14 protein-coding genes are annotated in these 16,791 nt (G+C 70.1%); 8 read left to right on the top strand and 6 right to left on the bottom strand.

Annotated features, from left to right (window positions below; all coding sequences use genetic code 11):
* Window positions 1-12: 12 nt before the first annotated feature.
* From DAT35_RS13670 to DAT35_RS13660, 3 genes are all read right to left on the bottom strand, one after another.
* On the bottom strand, window positions 13-456 hold the full coding sequence (locus DAT35_RS13670) for a hypothetical protein (protein WP_108067436.1): 444 nt from the start codon (window positions 454-456) through the stop codon (window positions 13-15).
* 105 nt (window positions 457-561) lie between these two features.
* Entirely contained in the window at window positions 562-954 is a 393-nt protein-coding gene (gene panD / locus DAT35_RS13665) for an aspartate 1-decarboxylase (RefSeq protein WP_108067435.1), read from the bottom strand.
* Between the two features lie 97 nt (window positions 955-1,051).
* Entirely contained in the window at window positions 1,052-1,897 is an 846-nt protein-coding gene (locus DAT35_RS13660) for an LEA type 2 family protein (RefSeq protein WP_108067434.1), read from the bottom strand.
* A gap of 111 nt (window positions 1,898-2,008) precedes the next feature.
* On the opposite strand from DAT35_RS13660, the gene DAT35_RS13655 reads away from it, so the two are divergent.
* From DAT35_RS13655 to DAT35_RS13645, 3 genes are read left to right on the top strand one after another with little or no spacing between them, the layout of a single operon-like run.
* Window positions 2,009-3,490 (top strand): alpha/beta hydrolase, encoded by a 1,482-nt coding sequence (locus tag DAT35_RS13655; RefSeq protein WP_233261463.1) that lies wholly within the window; start codon window positions 2,009-2,011, stop codon window positions 3,488-3,490.
* Between the two features lies 1 nt (window position 3,491).
* On the top strand, window positions 3,492-4,226 hold the full coding sequence (locus tag DAT35_RS13650; protein ID WP_108067433.1) for an ATP-binding cassette domain-containing protein: 735 nt from the start codon (window positions 3,492-3,494) through the stop codon (window positions 4,224-4,226).
* Window positions 4,223-5,395 carry an ABC transporter permease gene (locus tag DAT35_RS13645; RefSeq protein ID WP_108067432.1) on the top strand — a complete coding sequence of 391 codons (1,173 nt, stop codon included), beginning with the start codon at window positions 4,223-4,225 and terminating at the stop codon, window positions 5,393-5,395. Before DAT35_RS13650 ends, DAT35_RS13645 begins: the two co-directional genes overlap by 4 nt.
* 84 nt (window positions 5,396-5,479) lie before the next feature.
* On the opposite strand, the gene DAT35_RS13640 is transcribed toward DAT35_RS13645, so the two are convergent.
* A complete protein-coding gene (locus tag DAT35_RS13640; protein ID WP_108067431.1) occupies window positions 5,480-5,782 on the bottom strand; it encodes a hypothetical protein in 303 nt (100 codons plus the stop codon).
* A gap of 233 nt (window positions 5,783-6,015) precedes the next feature.
* Here DAT35_RS13640 and DAT35_RS13635 point away from each other — a divergent pair, with 233 nt between their 5' ends.
* The 4 genes from DAT35_RS13635 (at window position 6,016) to DAT35_RS13620 (ending at window position 11,400) form a co-directional block, all read left to right on the top strand.
* Complete coding sequence (locus DAT35_RS13635) at window positions 6,016-7,083, top strand: DUF2804 domain-containing protein (protein WP_108067430.1); 1,068 nt, start codon at window positions 6,016-6,018, stop codon at window positions 7,081-7,083.
* Window positions 7,084-7,098: 15 nt separating this feature from the next.
* Window positions 7,099-8,730 carry a serine/threonine-protein kinase gene (locus tag DAT35_RS13630; protein WP_108067429.1) on the top strand — a complete coding sequence of 544 codons (1,632 nt, stop codon included), beginning with the start codon at window positions 7,099-7,101 and terminating at the stop codon, window positions 8,728-8,730.
* Between the two features lie 112 nt (window positions 8,731-8,842).
* The gene (locus tag DAT35_RS13625) at window positions 8,843-9,937 is read left to right on the top strand and encodes a zinc ribbon domain-containing protein (protein WP_108067428.1); all 1,095 of its coding nucleotides are present in this window, start codon (window positions 8,843-8,845) and stop codon (window positions 9,935-9,937) included.
* Window positions 9,938-10,416: 479 nt separating this feature from the next.
* Window positions 10,417-11,400, top strand: a complete 984-nt coding sequence (locus tag DAT35_RS13620) for a delta-60 repeat domain-containing protein (protein WP_199242881.1) — start codon at window positions 10,417-10,419, stop codon at window positions 11,398-11,400.
* Between the two features lie 85 nt (window positions 11,401-11,485).
* On the opposite strand, the gene DAT35_RS13615 is transcribed toward DAT35_RS13620, so the two are convergent.
* Complete coding sequence (locus tag DAT35_RS13615; RefSeq protein ID WP_108067426.1) at window positions 11,486-11,770, bottom strand: hypothetical protein; 285 nt, start codon at window positions 11,768-11,770, stop codon at window positions 11,486-11,488.
* Between the two features lie 159 nt (window positions 11,771-11,929).
* Window positions 11,930-14,485 (bottom strand): M1 family metallopeptidase, encoded by a 2,556-nt coding sequence (locus DAT35_RS13610; RefSeq protein WP_108067425.1) that lies wholly within the window; start codon window positions 14,483-14,485, stop codon window positions 11,930-11,932.
* A gap of 250 nt (window positions 14,486-14,735) precedes the next feature.
* Between DAT35_RS13610 and DAT35_RS13605 the strand changes: the two genes are divergently transcribed.
* A complete protein-coding gene (locus tag DAT35_RS13605; RefSeq protein ID WP_108067424.1) occupies window positions 14,736-16,739 on the top strand; it encodes a hypothetical protein in 2,004 nt (667 codons plus the stop codon).
* The last annotated feature ends 52 nt before the right edge of the window (window positions 16,740-16,791 follow it).

Here is a 16,791-nt window from a genome sequence, read left to right as displayed (position 1 = left end):
TGTCTCCTCCCCTCAGTAACCCCGCTCGGCGAGGTAAAGGTCCACCAGCGCTCCCTCTTCGTACCAGGCGTGACGCATCTCCGCGTTGAACCAGCGCGAGTCCGGCCTCGCCGTGCGCACCTCGATCTTCACCTGGTTGGGCGCCGTGTCGATGACCGCCGCCCGGGCCTTGCACGCCTGCCCCGGCTCATCTCCATAGCCTCCCTCCAGGCAGATCTCGTCCCCCACGGCCAGCCGCCGCGTGTACTCGGTCCCCAGGTACTTCGCATCGTCACAGTGGCTGCGCACCGCCGAGGTGCCGTGCTGCACGCACCGGTCCTTGAGCGGCGCTCGCACCATCGGCATGGCGCCTACCAACGGATCCTCGTCGTTGGGGTTGGGCCGGAAGGCCTCCTTGGTGGTGATACAGCCCGCCAGCGCCAGCAGCAGGCCTCCGCATGCCCACGTCCACTTCATCGCGTCCTCGCCTCCGGGGCGCCATCGCCCCTCGCAGGAGAGCACGAGCATGGCAAGCCCGCGCGAGAGCGTAAAGCCGCGCGGAACGCGAGCGTCCGGCGCCGTTCAGGCGATGCGCCGCGCCGGGCCCGGAATCTCCTCCGTCCTCCCCGGCACGATGCGGTTCTTCTCGTCCACGAAGACGACCGTGGGCTTCCAGTTGGCCGCCTCGTGCGCCTCCACCTCGGCGAACGTGGCCAGGATGACCAGGTCCCCCGGCTTGTTGAGGTGCGCCGCCGCGCCGTTGATGCAGATGACGCCGCTGCCCGCCTCGCCCTCCAGGGCGTACGTCTCCAGCCGCGTGCCCCGCGTCACGTTCCACACCGCTACCTTCTCGTAGGGAAGGATGTCGGCGGCGCGCAGCAGGTTGCTGTCGATCGTGACCGAGCCCTCATAGTCGAGGTCGGCCTGGGTGACGGTCGCGCGGTGGATTTTCGACTTGAAGAAGATGCGGCGCATGGGTGGCCCGAAGGAATGCCGCGCAACCGTAACGGGTGGCGCGCCGGGGGACAACCTTCAATAGCTCGTCCGCCCGGCGACCCTCCTGTCAGCCCCGCTAGCGCTTGAAATTCAGGAGTTGCGAGATATCCAGGGGGACGTTCTGCCCGCCCGAGAGGAGCTGGCCGTCCATCTTCACCTGGGCATTGCCGCCCGAGCGCAGGGCACTGGCGGCGGCGGCGGCGCTGAGGAAGTTGATTTTCAGGGGCAGGGTGAGCTGGCGGGTGCTGCCGGCCTCGAGCGTCCCCAGGTCGCCCGTGGAGAGGTTGCCCACGCTGGCGCCGGCCACCTTGAGGGCTCCGTTGATGCTCGCCACCGGCAGGGGGAAGCTGTTGCGGTTCTTCACCATGAGGGGGAACTCCACCGTGGCGCCCTGGAGGGTGACGTTGGAGATGCGCGGCGAGTCGAACTGCACCTGGGGAATCTTGGGGACCTCGAAGGTGCCCTCGTGCTCCAGGGGGAAGCTGATGACGCCGATGGGCGTGTTGAAGCCCACGCTGCCCTGGGCCTTGTACTGGGCGGAGTCCTTGTTGAGGAACGTCTGCACCACGGGGACGATGTCCGCGAACTTCACGTTGGCGGGGAAGACGAGCTCGGACTTGCCGTTGGCGGCGATGTTGAGGCCCTTGGCCGGAGTGCCCGCCACCACCTGCTTGCCCTCGACGAAGAAGGCGTAGCTCACCGAGGCCAGGCTCAGCCCCAGCGGATTGGGGTTGTCCAACTGGTAGACGAGGTCGACGGTGGCGTCGGCGAGCGAGGCCTTCGACAAGCGCGCCGTCTTGAAGGTGAGCTGCGGCTTCTTGAAGGCGTTCTTGAGGAACTTGTTCAGCGAGGCGCAGCCGGCGAGCAGGGCCAGGCTGACGGTCGCGAGGACGAGGAGCGAGCGGTTCTTCTTCATGGTCATGGGCTTAGCAGCGGACGCGCGGGCCGCGGAGCAATTCAAACCCGCTTGAGGGGTGGGCTGCCATCCGGGGACGTGCGCGGGCCTGGGCAGGGGTGGTACTCCTTCGCCACCGTGAGAACGCACAACGCATCCCGGCTGCTGCCCGCCGTCCTTTGCGCCCTGCTGTCCCTGCCCGCCTGTACGCGCAGTGCGGCCCAGGAGCCGGGGCGGAAGGTGGCGCTCTCCCCGTGCCGGCTCGAGGGGGTGGGCCGGCAGGCCCTGTGTGGCACCTACGAGGTGTGGGAGGACCGCGCGGCGAAGCAGGGGCGCAAGGTGCCGCTGAAAGTGGTGGTGGTGCCGGCGCTCGCGTCCTCGCCCGAGTTGGATCCGCTGGTGTTGCTGGCCGGTGGTCCCGGGCAGGGCGCCGCGAAGCTGGCCCGGCAGGTGGTGCCCCTGTTGGATCGCATCCAGCGCAACCGGGACCTGGTCTTCGTGGACCAGCGCGGCACGGGGGACTCGCGGCCGCTCGATTGCGACCCGGTGCCTCCCGATGCGCCGCTGGCCCAACAGTTCGACGACGCCTTCCTCGAGGCGGCGTTCCGCAAGTGCCTCGCCGGCTACGACGCGGACGTGCGCCTGTACACCACGCCCATCGCCATGGACGACCTGGACGAGGTGCGTGAGGCGCTCGGCTACGAGAAGCTGAACCTGTACGGCGTCTCCTATGGCACGCGCGCCGCGCTGGTGTACCTGCGCCAGCACCCGGAGCACGTGCGCACCGTCATCCTCGAGGGCGTGGCGCCGATGTCGCTCCTGTTGCCCCTCTACGTGGCTCGCGACAGCCAGCGCGCCCTGGACCTGCTCTTCACCCACTGCGAGCAGGACGCGGCATGCACGAAGCGCTACCCGGACCTGCGGGGCCGCTTCACGTCGCTGCTGGCCCAGCTCGAGAAGGCACCGGCCCACTCGCGCGTGGAGCACCCCCTCACCGGTGTGCCCGAGGACGTCACCATCACCCATGGCGGTTTCACCGGGGTGCTGCGCGGGCTGCTCTACATGCCCGAGGCGGCGGCGCTGGTGCCGCTGGTGCTGGACCGGGCCACCCAGGGCGACTGGCGCCCCCTCGTCGCCATCCAGCAGAGCATGAGCGGTGGTTTCAGCCGCAACCTGAGCCAGGGCATGTTCTTCTCGGTGGTGTGCGCGGAGGACGCGCCCCACATGCCGGACGAGGCGATTGCCCGCGAGACGAAGGGCACCTGGCTGGGCGAGGCGGGCGTGCGCAACATGCTGAAGCCGTGCGCGTTCTGGCCGCGCGGCGAGCTGCCCAAGGACTACCGCGAGCCGGTGAAGTCGGACGTGCCGGTGCTGCTGCTGTCCGGTGAGTTGGATCCGGTGACGCCGCCCTCGTGGGCCGAGGACGCCAAGCGCACGCTGACGCACAGCCTGCACGTGGTGCTGCCCGGCGTGGGACATGGGACGAGCTCCATCGGCTGTGCCCGCGCGCTGATGGCGGACTTCGTGACGCGCGGAAGCGTGGAGGGGCTCGAGTCGAAGTGCGGCGAGGGTCTCAAGCGTCCGCCCTTCTTCACCTCCTTTGCCGGCCCGGTGCCCTGACATGATTGAAGTGACGAACCTGCACAAGCGCTTCGGCGCGGTGACGGCGGTGGAGGACGTGAGCTTCCGCGCCGAGGACGGCGTGGTGACCGGTCTGCTCGGGCCCAACGGCGCGGGCAAGACGACCACGCTGCGCATGCTCTACACGCTCATCCGGCCGGACAAGGGCAGTGCGAAGGTGGACGGGCTCGAGGTGGCCGAGCGTCCGCTCGAGGTGCGCCGCGCCATCGGCGTGCTGCCGGACGCGCGAGGTCTCTACCCACGCCTCACCGCTCGCGAGCACGTGCGCTACGCCGGTGAGCTGCACGGCCTGTCCGGCGCCGCGCTCGATGCGCGCATCGGCGAGCTGGTGGAACTGCTGGACATGAAGGACATCGCCGACCGGCGCACCGAGGGCTTCAGCCAGGGCGAGCGCATGAAGGTGGCACTGGCGCGGGCGCTCGTGCACGGGCCTCGCAACGTGCTGCTGGACGAGCCCACCAACGGGCTGGACGTGATGAGCACGCGCGCGGTCCGCACGCTCATCCGCCGGCTGCGTGAGCAGGGACATTGCGTCGTGTTCTCCAGCCACGTGATGCAGGAGGTGGCCGCGCTGTGCGACCGCATCGTGGTGGTGGCTCGCGGGCGCGTGGTGGCGGAGGGAACTCCGGACGAGCTGCGCGCTCGCACGGGCAAGGACAGCCTCGAGGAGGCATTCGTGACGGTCATTGGCACTGACCAGGGGTTGATGCAGTGAGAGCGCTCCTTTCCACGGTGTTCCGCAAGGAGCTGCGCGACCACCTGCGCGACCGGCGCTCGGTGATGAGCGCGCTGGGTTTCACCCTGATGGGGCCGATCATCTTCGGGGTGATGTTCACGGTGATGGCGTCCTGGTTCAGCAAGGACAAGCCGCTGGAGTTGCCAGTGGTGGGGCGGGCACACGCCCCGAGCCTCATCGCCTTCTTGGAGCGCTCCGGCGCCACGCTGACCGAGCCGCCCGCCGACTACGAGGCCCGCATCCAGGCCGGCAAGCTGGACGCGGTGCTCATCATCCCCGAGGACTACGGCAAGGACTTCGAGGCGGGACGCACGGCGTCGGTCCACCTGGTGATGGACAACTCGCGCAACCAGGCGCGCTCCACCATTCATCGGGTGGAGCAGTTGCTCAACGCGTACTCGGGGATGCTGGGCTCGCAGCGGCTGCTGGCGCGCGGCGTGGCTCCGGAGCTGGCCGCGCCCGTGAAGGTGGAGGAGGTGGACCTGTCCACGCCCGAGCGGCTGGCGGCCAACCTGCTCACCATCATCCCCATCTTCCTGGTGCTCGCCGCCTTCTCGGGCGGGATGAACGTGGCCATCGACGCCATGGCTGGCGAGCGCGAGCGCGGCTCGCTGGAGTCCCTGCTGCTCAACCCCGTGCAGCGCGAGGCGCTGGTGGCGGGCAAGTGGCTGGCCACGGTGGTGTTCGCCTGCGCCGCGGCCACCGTGTGTCTGATGGGCTTCATGGCGGTGATGCACCGGGTGCCGCTGCAGGACCTGGGTGTGAAGGTGCGGCTGGACGCGGCGACGGTGCTCGGCTTGTGGGCGGCGGTGCTGCCCCTGGCGCTGATGGCCTCGTCGGCGCAGATGCTGCTGTCCACCTTCGCGCGCTCCTTCAAGGAGGCGCAGACGTACATGCAGCTGCTCACCTTCCTCCCCACGTTGCCCGGCATGGTCCTGGTGCTCTCGCCCGTGCAGAGCAAGACGTGGATGTTCGCCGTGCCGGTGCTGGGTCAGGAGATGCTCGTGCAGGAGCTCATGCGCGGCGAGTCGATGGGCGCGTTGCCCTTCCTGTTGGGACTGGTGAGCTGCGGCACCCTGGCGCTCGTGTTCCTGGCCTGCACGGCTCGGCTGCTGGGCGACGAGCGCATCATCTTCGGCCGCTCCTGAGCCGCCTCGAGTCCGTGGACACCCGGCCGTGATGAAAGCGTCCTGGAATGTCCACGGCCTCGCGCGCGCAGCGTGAGGCGTGCTCTAGCGCGGGTCCGCGGGAGCCGCGGCGCAGTAGCTCTTGTAGGTGTACTCGTAATAGGCGCTCGACCGGCCGTACACGTAGGCGCTGCTGTCGCCGCAGAAGCACAGCCAGGTGCCAATCTCGGTGATGTGCTCGGGCTCGGCGTAGAAGATGCGCTCGTACTGCTGGCCGCCGCACGCGGGCAGCGCGTCCTCGCGCGTGCCGAGGTCCGACTGCTCCTCGACGTTCGCCACGGCGCCGCCACAGCCCACCGACAGCAGGCCCGCCATCAACACCATTCCGCCCATGAACTTCGCTCGCACGTGTCTCTCCTGGGTGTGTGTTTCATGAGTTTGCTGCACTCCCGGTATATCGCGTTTCACGGGATGTGATGCTCGGGGGTGGCCTCATGGGGCGCTCCAGCTGGGTGCCCCGCGTGCCGCTCGAGGAGGGTCCTTCCGTTCACACGGGGGACATCGTTCTGTGCTCGAGTGATCCGTCGCACCCCAGGGCCGGGTGGCGTATGGGAAGGACATGGCCCACCTTGAGAAATGAAATGACTCCGGAGCGAGAAGTGAGTCTCCTTGCGGCGCCGGCCTCCGTGGCCACAGCGTCCGGTGAACCCCGATTCGGCACCTACCAGGGCGAGCTGCCCGAAGTGGACCTCTCCCGGCTCAAGGGCCGGTGGGCTCCCGCGGCAGCTCCTGCACGGTTGCTCAAGCGCAAGCGCTGGCACTACACCCTGGCCGCCACGCCCGAGGTGCTCGCGCTCTTCGCGGTGGTGGACGTGGGCTACTCGGCCAACGCCTTCGCCGTGGCGCTCGACCTCAAGGAGCAGCGGCTCCTCTGTGACGTCAGCTTCCTGGGCGCCCCGGGCCCGCTCGCCGAGGTGAGTGACAAGCCGGGCGCGGGGCTGTCGGCCTCGTTCCGCACCCTGGGCGGACGGCTCTCGGCGCGCCGCGGCGAGGACGACGAGCGCTACCGCCTGCTGGTGGACGTGAGCCGGCTGCGCACCGGCAGCCTCCAGTCCTTCCAGTGGAACGGGGAGTTGCTGGTGGCCGGTGGCCCTCCGGCGCTCACCGTGATTGCGCCCGTGGGCGGGGATGGCTTCGTCAACGTCACCCAGAAGCGCGGGGGGATGCTGGCCTTCGGCAGCCTGGAGGCCGGGGGGAAGCGTTTCCGGCTGGATGGTGGGGTGGGCGGCACGGACTACACCCAGGGCTACATGGCCCGGCACACCACCTGGCGCTGGGCCTTCCTCGCGGGACGGCTGGCGGACGGCACTCCGGTGAGCCTCAACCTCGTCGAGGGCTTCAACGAGAGTGCCGGCGCCAACGAGAACGCCCTCTGGCTCGGCGAGCGGCTCTACCCCCTGGCCCGCGCCCGCTTCGAGTACGACCCTCGCGAGCTCATGAGCCCCTGGCGCATGCGGACCGAGGACGGGGCGGTGGACCTGCGCTTCCAACCCCTCTACGTCCACCGCGAGGACCACGACTTCAAGGTGGTGGTGAGCCACTTCGCCCAGCCGCTCGGCCTCTTCGAGGGCACGGTGCGAGTGGAGGGCCGGACGCACACCCTGTCCGGGGTGCCGGGCGTCACCGAGGATCAAGACATGCTGTGGTGATAGGCTCTGGGGGCCTTGTCCTCCATCGAGCCTGGGACCATCGTTGGCCGCTACCGAGTCATCCGCCTTCTCGCCCAGGGCGGCATGGCCGAGGTCTATCGCGCCGAGCAGGCCCTCACCGGGGGCATCACCCGCCCCGTCGCGCTGAAGGTCATCCGGCCGGAGTTCTCCGAGTCCGAGGACTTCCGCGAGATGTTCCTCGACGAGGCGCGCACCGCCTGCACGCTGAGCCACCCCAACATCGTCCACATCTACGAGGTGGGTGAGGCGGACGGGCTCCTCTACATGGCCATGGAGCTGGTGCCCGGTGAGTCGCTCGCGGGAGTGGAGAAAGCGCTGCGTTCCCGGGGCGAGCGCTTCACGGACGAGGGGCTGCTGGCGATAGGCATCGCCACCTGCGCGGCCCTGGAGGCCGTGCACGCCCGGCCCAACCTGGTGCACCGGGACGTGTCGCCGCAGAACCTGCTGCTGACCGCGGGGGGCTCGCTGAAGCTCATCGACTTCGGCATCGCCAAGGCGGCCACCAACCGCAACCTCACCCGCGCAGGCACCACCAAGGGCAAGGCGGGCTATTTCTCCCCGGAGCAGGCCATGGGCAAGCTGCTCGACGGGAGGAGCGATCTCTTCTCGCTGGGCGTCACCCTCTACCAGCTCGCCGCGGGCGTGGGCCCGCTGGACTCGTACCCCACGCTCATCTCCCGCCACACCGCGCTGGTACGGGGCGACTGGGAGCCGCTCTCGCGCGTGTGCCCGGAGCTGCCTCGCGGCCTCATCACCGTGGTGGAGCGGTCCATGCGCCTCAAGCCGGACGAGCGCTACCCCGATGCGCGCACCATGCGCGAGGAACTGGAGGCGGTGGCGTTCGGGGCCGGTCTCCCGGTAGGCCCCGGCTCGCTCTCGGGCTACGTCCGCGAGGAGGGCGAGCAGGTCTCCGTCTCCACGTCGAGCCCACGCCGGGCCCGGGGAGGCGGCTCTGGCGTGTCATCGGCCGTGACGGCCTCGAAGGTTCCCGCCAGCCGTCGCACGGGCGGCCGCAAGGTGTGGGCGCCCGTGGCGGGAGTGGTGGTGGCGTTGGCGCTCTCGCTCGCCGGGGCCGCTTTCCTGCTTCCACGCCAGGAGTCGGCGCCCATGGAGCAGCCCGCTCCGGTGCCCCCCGTGGCCGCGCCCGCCCCGGTGCCCGCGCAACCGTCCGCGCAGGCGCCGAAGCTCGAGGCGCGCGAGCCCGTCGCGCCCCCCGAGCCCGCCCAGGCCCAGGCGGTGGCGGCTGCTGCTTCCGAGGTGAAGCCGGAGCCGCTTGCCGCTCCCTTGGCCCGTCCGAAGCGCGAGCCCAAGCACTCCTCCCGGGAGCAGGTTCGCTCGGGTGCGGCACCTGCTCCCGCGCCAGCTCCCGCCGAGGAGGTGTTGGAGGGGGAGGGGGAGCTGCGCCTGGGCACGGTCCCCGCGCTGATGGGGAAGGCGGCGGTGATGTTGCCGGAGCGTGGGCGCGAGGAGTTGCCCCTCACCCTGCGCCGCTGGAAGGCGGGCCGCTACAAGCTCGAGTTCTCCGCTCCCGGGAGCTCGGCGCGCTGCGATGTGAAGGTCCGTCCCGATCGGCGCACCCTGGTCGTCTTCGACGGTACGGGCTGCAAGGTGCAATACCTCGACTGAGAGGGGCTCCAACCGGGCAGGCTCGACGCCGCTGTCCGTGGCGGGCGGGGGCCGTTACCACCGCGAGCCACCCCTGGCCTAAGCTGAACGCCCCCCGCTTTGGACTCCCCCCATGAACTGCTCGAACTGTGGCCACGCCATTTCCGATGAGTCGCTCGGCTTCTGTACCGAGTGTGGCCAGCTCCTCGACTCCCAGGGGGGCGGAGAGGGCTACAACGCGGGCGAGGATGGCTACAACCCGGACTACGCGTGGGAGGCTCCGCCCCCCTCGGCCGCCGAGCGGTTGGAGCAACTCCTCTCCAAGGTGGCCGAGCCCCTGCGCTCCGTGGGCGGGCTGGTCAGCGAGGCCTTCCAGAGCGTGCTGGACCACCCGGCTCTGCGCTCGTTGCTTCCCGGTGGCTCCCTGACGCTGCTCGGCCTGGGGCTCGTGGGACTGGCGCTGCTGCTGTCGATGGTGCCATTCATCGCGGGCATCGGGGTGGCCGGCGCGGCGGTGATGCTCCTGATGGCTCCGCTGGTGGCCGTGAACGAGTGGCGACTCATCAGCCAGCCCGAGTTGCAGGAGCGTGGTGCCACTCCCCTTCGCCGCCTGCCGGAGTCGCTCGAGAACCTCCCCGAGGACACCCAGCACCCGGCCATCGCGCAGCTCTTCGCCCTGCTCACCTGCACGTTCGCCCTGCGCATGCTGGGCGTCGGGTTCATCTCGCTGGTGTGGCTGCTCGCAGCCCTGATGCTCGGCTACGACCAGGGCCGCATCTATTTCGCGGACACGCCCGAGGACTCCGGCGACTTGGAGGCGGGCACTCGCGGCATCCGCTCGCACCGCTGGGTGGTGCTGGGCGTCGTCATCTGCTCCTTCTCGCTCCTGCTGCCGTGGACGCGCGGCACGCTTCAGGTGTCTGGTTTGTCGGGCGCGGAGCAGCCGCTCTCACCGCTCACCCAGGGCACGCTGCTGCTGCTCGCGTGCTCCGCCGTTCGCCACCGCGGCCTGTCCGCGCTGCACCCGCTCGTGCTCATCCTCATGGGCGTCTGGGTCTCGCTGTGGTTCTTCCTGATGATGAGCCCCTATGCCGTGGGCCCGTGGTTCTACCTCCCGGGCCTGTTGGTGCTCGACGGCATCATCGTGTTCCACTTCCTGCCGCAGCGCCGGGCCGAGAGCGAGAGTCCTCCCGAGGAACTGGCCTCGGACATGGACTCCCAGGGCTGAAGAGAAGGCCGGAGCAGGTGCTCCTTGTCTAGAATGTCTCTCAAATCGGAGGGGACATGACGCAATGGGTTCGAGGTTGGGTGGGTCCGCTGGCATTGGTTCTCGCCTGCGGGCTGTGGGGACTGGCTCTTGCGTGCAAGGGGTCCGGTCCCGGGACGGAGTCCGATGCAGGGACGGAGTCCGATGCAGGGACGGAGTCCGATGCAGGGACGGAGTCCGATGCCGGGACGGAGCCCGATGCAGGGACGGAGTCCGATGCCGGGACGGAGCCTGATGCCGGGACGGAGTCCGATGCCGGGACGGAGCCCGATGGTGGGATTCCGGGTTCTTGCACTTCATGTGCATGCGTGGAACCGGACTTCACCGTCTTGCCGCGCGGGCAGAATCAATATCCCTTCGACTTCTTGTTCCTGCCGGAGGGGGGGCTGTTGGCTGTGGGCACCGAGTCCCATGGTTCCGAGGGACCCCTTGGGGGAGTGATGAGGGTGGTCCTCGGGCCGGACGGCGCACCCCGCAGCGGCACGTGTGGCTTCATCTCGGATTGGGGAACCTGGGCCAGTGACATCGTCCGGCGCGACGACGGGACCTTCTTCATCGTGGGTTACCTCTCCGGCCAGCCGCAGTCCCGCCAGGAGGAGATGAGGCTTTGGAAGACGAGTGCTCCGGACGCCCCCCTCGACCTGGTCGCTACCTACTCGAAGGCGACCGGAGGCGTGAAGGACTTCGGGCTGGCGCTCACTGCAGAGGGGTCCCCCGTGGTGGGGTTCAATACGCTCTCGGACAGCGGGACGGGGTGGGTGTTGAGGCTCCACCGCTACCTCTCCAATGGGGCCCTGGACCCGACCTTCGGCACGGGCGGCGTAGTGCAGTACAGCGGCGGAGCCAGCACCTCCGGTAACGCGCTGACCCGGTTGCCGGACGGTAAGCTCGTGGTGATGGGAGTCGTCAACTCAGGCGTGAAAGACGTGTTTGCGTTGCGCTTGCTGCCCGATGGTCAGCTCGACTCCACGTTCTCGGGCGGAGTTGTCCACATCGAGAGCCTCGAGAATGAAGGGGGCCTGAAGGTGGTGCCACTCGAGGACGGTGGATTGATGCTGGGCGGCCGGAGTGGCTCCTCTCCCAGTGGAGTGCGGCTCGCGCGGCTCCTGTCCGACGGAACGCTCGATTCGACATTTGGAGAGGGCGGCCAGTTGAGGCTCCCGTCCACGGAAGGAGCGCTGGTCGACTTCCTGGTCCGTCCGGGAGGAAAGCTGCTGGTCATTACGACGAAAGGCCTCCTGCAACTCCTACCAGATGGGTCACTTGACCCGGACTTCGCTCCGGGCGGCACGCCTCCGTTCCGCCTCAGCCCGACCGTCGGGAAGCTCGCGGAGGATGGCACACTCGTGCTGCTGGGGACGGTCATCAACCCGCTCGACTACCGGCGGACCGACTTCGCCATGCAGCGCATCCGGCTTCCGTGACCGTCCATGTCTGGACTTCCCGGGGCAGGAGAGGCGCTCGCGCCACCTCCAGCCCTGCCCCGGGTTTCGTGGTGGGCGCTCGGGCTCAGCCGCCGCACTGCCAGGTGTTCGAGTCCTGGTACCTCGTCCGCCTGCCTTCGAAGTACAGACTGCCGTCACACGTGCAGTCATACATCCCCGCCCACTGCGTCAGGGCCGCATCGTCGTAGTAATCGATGCGGTAGCCCATCGAGCCATCGCACAGCCAGATGGCGTCCTCTCGCGAGGCCTTTCCACCCTGGGCGTCCGTCTCCACGGCGGTTCCACCACATCCGCTCGACAGCAGCCCCGCCGCCAGAAGCAATGCTCCGGTGATGCGCTTTGCTCGCATGTTGTTGTCTTCCTCTTGGTGTAGCGCGGTTCACTCCGCGCATGAGGAGTATGCGCCAAACCGGGAGGCCGGGGTGCTCGCAATTCGGGTCCACGACATGCCCCCACCGGGCCCTCTCACGGCGTGAGAAGGCCAGGCGGGGTGCCGGGCTTCAGCAACTCATGGCTGGCGTTTGAGCCAGGTGCTCACCTCGGGCATGGCGCGCTCGCGCAGGGCCACGTCCTGCTCCAACCGCTCCAGCGTCTGCCCCATGGCCTGCTTCGCCTCCTCCACCGGCTGCGCCGTCAGCAGCTTCCGGGCCTCGTCGAGCTGCTTGCGCTCGCGCAGTGCTCCCATCGCCTCCACCACCCGCCGCAGCAGCATGGGCGCTCCGCCCGTTCTCGCCAGCACGTCCTTCCACCGCTTCTGCGTGTCCGCCCACCATGCGTCGCGGCCCGTGCGGTTGCTCATCAGCCCCGTGATGAAGCTCGCCACGTCCTGCATCTTCACCTTGTCCGTGAAGAAGAGCTTCTGCGCCTCCGTGGCCAGCGCCGGGTCCTCGAAGGCCGTCAGCGCCATGAGGTAGCGCCGCTGCGTCGCGGGGTCGGGTTCCCCCGGCATCTTCGCCAGCACCTTCTCGTAGAGCGCCCGGTCTCCCGAGCGCGCCACCATGCCCACCGCCGCGTCCAGCAGGTTGGGCTCCAGCGCCGTCTTGTCCCCGCTCAGCATCCGCTCCACCCGGGGACGCGCCTCCGCCAGCGCCTCCGGGCTGCGGGCCACGCCGCCCACCGCCCGCACCAGCGCCGCGCGCCGCAGCTTCACCCGGTCCGACTCCCCCGGCGCCGAGTCCCAGCCGAGCTTCTTCAGCCCTGCCCCCAGCAGCTTCTCCACCCAGCGGCGGAAGCGCTCCTGGTCCGCGCCCTCCACCAGCCGGCCCTCCACGTACGCCAGCCGGCCCACCAGCTCGTCCAGCACCGCGTCGTCCTCCTCGGCGCCGAAGCGGCTCGCGAGGTCCAGGAAGGCCGCCACCGACGCCTGTCCGCTGCGCGCCAGCGCCCACTGGTCCGCCAGCAGCGAGATGCGCTCCGCGGGCGCCAGCGCCTGTAGGTTCGCCGACAGCCGCTCCAGCGCCTGGGCGTCGTACTGCACCCGGTAGAAGCCCGTGGAGCCCGCGTTGGCGCTCAGCCACTTCACCTCGCCCGAGCCCTCCAGTGTCACCTTCGCCTGCCCCTCGCGCAGCAGCACCCGCTGCTCGCGCACCCCGCTCGAGTCCGCGTACCGCAGCACCATCGGCACCGGCCAGCGCTCGCCGCTCTGCACGCCCGGCTCCGAGTAGTACCGCCGCTGCGACAGCGTCACCGTCCGCCCGTCCAGCGCCACCGACACCAGCGGGTAGCCGCTCTGGCCAATCCACGCGTTGGCCAGCTCCAGCACCGGCTGCGACGAGGCGTTGGCCAGCGCCTTCCACAAGTCATCCGCCACCGCGTTGGAGCGCGCGTGCGTGCGCATGTACTGGCGCATGCCCTCGCGGAAGGCCTCCTCGCCGAGGAAGCCCTCAATCATGCGCAGCACCGCGCCGCCCTTCTCGTAGGTGATGAGGTCGAAGCTCTCGCCCGCCTCGTGGGCGTTGTGCACCTCGCCGCGGATGGGGTGCGTGGAGCGCAGCGCGTCCAGGCCCAGCGCCGCCGCCTTCCCCGCGTCGAAGTCCAGCCACACCCGCCAGTCCGGCTTCCAGCTGTCGACAATCTTGTACGCCATCCACGTGGCGAAGGCCTCGTTCAGCCAGAGGTCGTCCCACCACACCATCGTCACCCAGTTGCCGAACCACTGGTGCGCCAGCTCGTGCGTCACCACCTCGGCCACCCGCTTCTGCACCGAGAGCGGCGCCGTGGCCGGGTCCAGCAGCAGTGCGATTTCGCGGTAGGTGATGAGGCCCGCGTTCTCCATGGCGCCGGCCTCGAAGTCGGGGATGCCCACCTGGTCCACCTTGCCGAAGGCGTAGGGCAGCCCGAAGTAGTCCTGCAGCCGGGGCAGCGCCGCCAGCGCCGCGTCCTGGCCGAAGCGCGCCAGGTGCTGCTTCTCCGGCAGCGCCCAGGTGCGCACCGGAATCCCCTGCACCTTCTCCTCGGGCGTGCCCACCAGCGGGCCGCACACCAGCGCCACCAGGTACGAGCTGAGCACCTCCGTCTCCGCGAAGGTCAGCTTGCGCAGCTTGCCGTCCGGCTCGTCCTTCACCAGCGCCCCGTTGGCCAGCGTCGTCAGCCCCGGAGGCACCCGCACCGTGAGCGCCCAGCGCGCCTTGAAGGCCGGCTCGTCGAAGCAGGGGAAGAGTCGCCGTGCGTCCGCCGCCTCGAACTGCGTGGCCGCCACCTTGCCCGCCGAGTACAGGCCCCGCAGGCCCTCGGTGAAGCGGCCCGTCCACGCCACGTCCAGGGTGCCCGCGCCCGAGGGGAGCTGCTCGCCGAAGCGCAGCACGACCGTCTCGCTCTCCTGCACCGGCCGCAGCTCGGTGGGCTTGAAGCTCTTGCCGTTGGCCGCGCGGAACGTCACCTCGCCGAGCTGCAGCGCGATGGCGTGCAGGATGATTTCATTCGAGGGCTTCTCCAGGTTGAGCTCGATGGTCTGCTGGCCCGAGAAGGCCTTGGCGTCCATGTCGAGCGTCAGCGTCGCCGCGTAACGTCGGGGACGGATGGAGAGGGGGAGTCGGAAGTTCTTGTCGTCGGTCGCGTGCGCCATAGGGACCCGACTCTAGCGGGAGTGAAGGCGTGTGCCCGTCGCGACGTGCGGGATTCCCGATGCAGGCGTCCACCGGGTAACGGCTCCGCCAGGTGTTGCCCGGCAGGCCACGGGTGCCATGACGCGTCCGGAACCTGGGAGGCGCCCGGCGAGCCCTCGTCCCGTGACGCGGGCTGTCAGGGGTGTTGAGTACCGGGCACCCCGGAGCCCGAGAGGGTGACCCGTCCCCGTGCTAGCCTCCCCGGGCCCGATGTCCCTCTCGTCCCGTGCCCGCGCCGTGGTGCTGGCCTGCGCCGCCGTGGTGCTGGCCGTGCTGGTCAGCCATGGGACGATGCTCGCGAGGCAGCCGGTGTCGCCGGACATCCTCTTCCTCTTCCTGCCCAACGCCTCCTTCCTGCGCGAGCAGCTCCTGCGGGGCGAGCTGCCGCTGTGGAATCCGCTCCTGCTCGCCGGACACCCGTTCCTGGCCGAGCTGCAGACGCAGGTGCTCTACCCGCCCAGTCTGCTCTTCCTCCTCGGGCCGCCCGAGCGCGTCCTGGGCCCCTTCCTCTTCGTCCACCTGGTGTGGCTGGGGCTCGGGACGTGGCGGTTGGCGAGGTACTCGGGGGCGAGCCGCCGCGCCGCCGTGCTGGCCGGGCTCGCCGCGAGCCTCAGTCCCCTCGCCGTCGAGCAGTACACCCACCCCAACATGCTGTGCGGGCTGAGCTGGGTGCCCTGGGTGTGGGGCTCGGGCCGGCTCCTGGCGCGCTTCCCCTCGCGGCGTGGAGTGGCGGGGCTCGGGGTGCTGGTGGCGTGCAGCGTGCTCGCGGGCTCTCCGGAGCTGACGCTGCTCGCGCTGGCCGGGCTCGCGGGGGGTCTGTGGCGGCGGACGCGGTGGGTGGTGGGCGCGGTGGCGCTCGGGGCGGGGCTCTCGGCGGCCACGTGGATTCCGTTCCTGGAATTGCTCGCCCGCTCGGACCGGGTCGCGGGCATCGGCGCGGGCGAGGCCTCGAGCTTCGCCCTGTCCCCGGCCGAGCTGGTGGACCTCGCGCTGCCCTTCGTCCGCTTCGGCGCGAACCGCCTGGGCGCGCAGAGCTTCCAGTCGGTGCTCTTCGTGGGCACGAGCCTCCTGCCACTGGCGGCCCGGGGACTGTGGCGGCGCAAGGGGCTCGCGGTGCTGTGTGGGGTATTCGTCCTGCTGGCGCTGGGGGACGCGGGGTGGCTCTTCACGGGGTTGCACCGGTGGGTGCCGGGAGCGAGCCTCTTCCGCTTCCCCATCAAGTTCCTCGCACCGCTGCCGGTGCTGCTGGCGCTGGCGCTGGCCTCGGGCTTCTCCGCGTGGGAGCGAGGCGTGCAGCCCGGTACTCGGCTTCCGGGGGCGGTGTTCGCCGTGGTGGGCCTGCTGGGCGCGTGTGCGCTCGCGGTGGCGGGTGCCGGGGCGGGCCCGGTGGTGAGTGTGGCCTGGGTGGGGCTGGTGGGCGGCGCGCTGCTGGCCTCGCGCCGGGCGGCTCCGGAGCGGCGCGGGTGGGCGGTGGCGGCCATCCTCCTCATCGAGTGCGCCGTCTTCCAGCAGGGCGTGGGGACGTTGGCGAGCCGGAGCGGCGGGGAGCCGTGCCGTCCTTCTCCGGCATTCCGGCCCGAGGGCCGTGTGGCCTACGACATCGACTGGGGGAGCGTGGACCTCAAGCACCGGGCGGAGGCGTGCGAGGTGGGCATCCCCAACGCGAACATGGCGGCGGGCTTCGCCGCGCTCGACGGCTTCGTGGTCCCGGCCCCCGCGTACGTGAAGCGGCTCGTGCGCGAGGAGCCGGAGCGGGCGGCGGCGCTGCTGGGGGCCTCGGTGGTGGTCATCGACGACGAGGCGAAGCGCGCGGCGTACCCGGGAGAGGTGCTCTTCCGGAACGGGATCTACGTGGCGCTGCGGTTGGGCAGGCCGGGCCGGGCGGTGCTGGAGTCGGGCGGGGAGCGGCTGGCGCTGGAGCCCGAGGTGGACCAGCCCTCACGGCTCGCCTTCGTGCTTCCGCGAGGGGGAGAGCGGCTCACCGTGCGCGATGCGTGGTTTCCGGGCTGGGAGGCGGAGGCGGACGGCAAGCGGGTGCCGGTGCTCGAAGCCGAGGGCCTGCGCTCCATTCCCCTGAGTGGGAACGAGCGGCGGGTGGAGCTGCACTACCGCCCGGGTTCCTTCCACGCGGGGCTGGGTGTGTCACTCGTGAGCCTCGTGGCGCTGGGCCTGCTGTGGTTTCGTTCGGGACGTCGGCGCTCGTTTCCTTCATGAGCCTACCTATCGCTCCCTGGCACGCCTGCTCATGGTGTTGCTGGCGGGAGCG

It is taken from the genome of Vitiosangium sp. GDMCC 1.1324, assembly GCF_003044305.1.
Lineage (GTDB): Bacteria > Myxococcota > Myxococcia > Myxococcales > Myxococcaceae > Archangium.
This window is presented reverse-complemented; position numbering and strand designations above follow the sequence as displayed.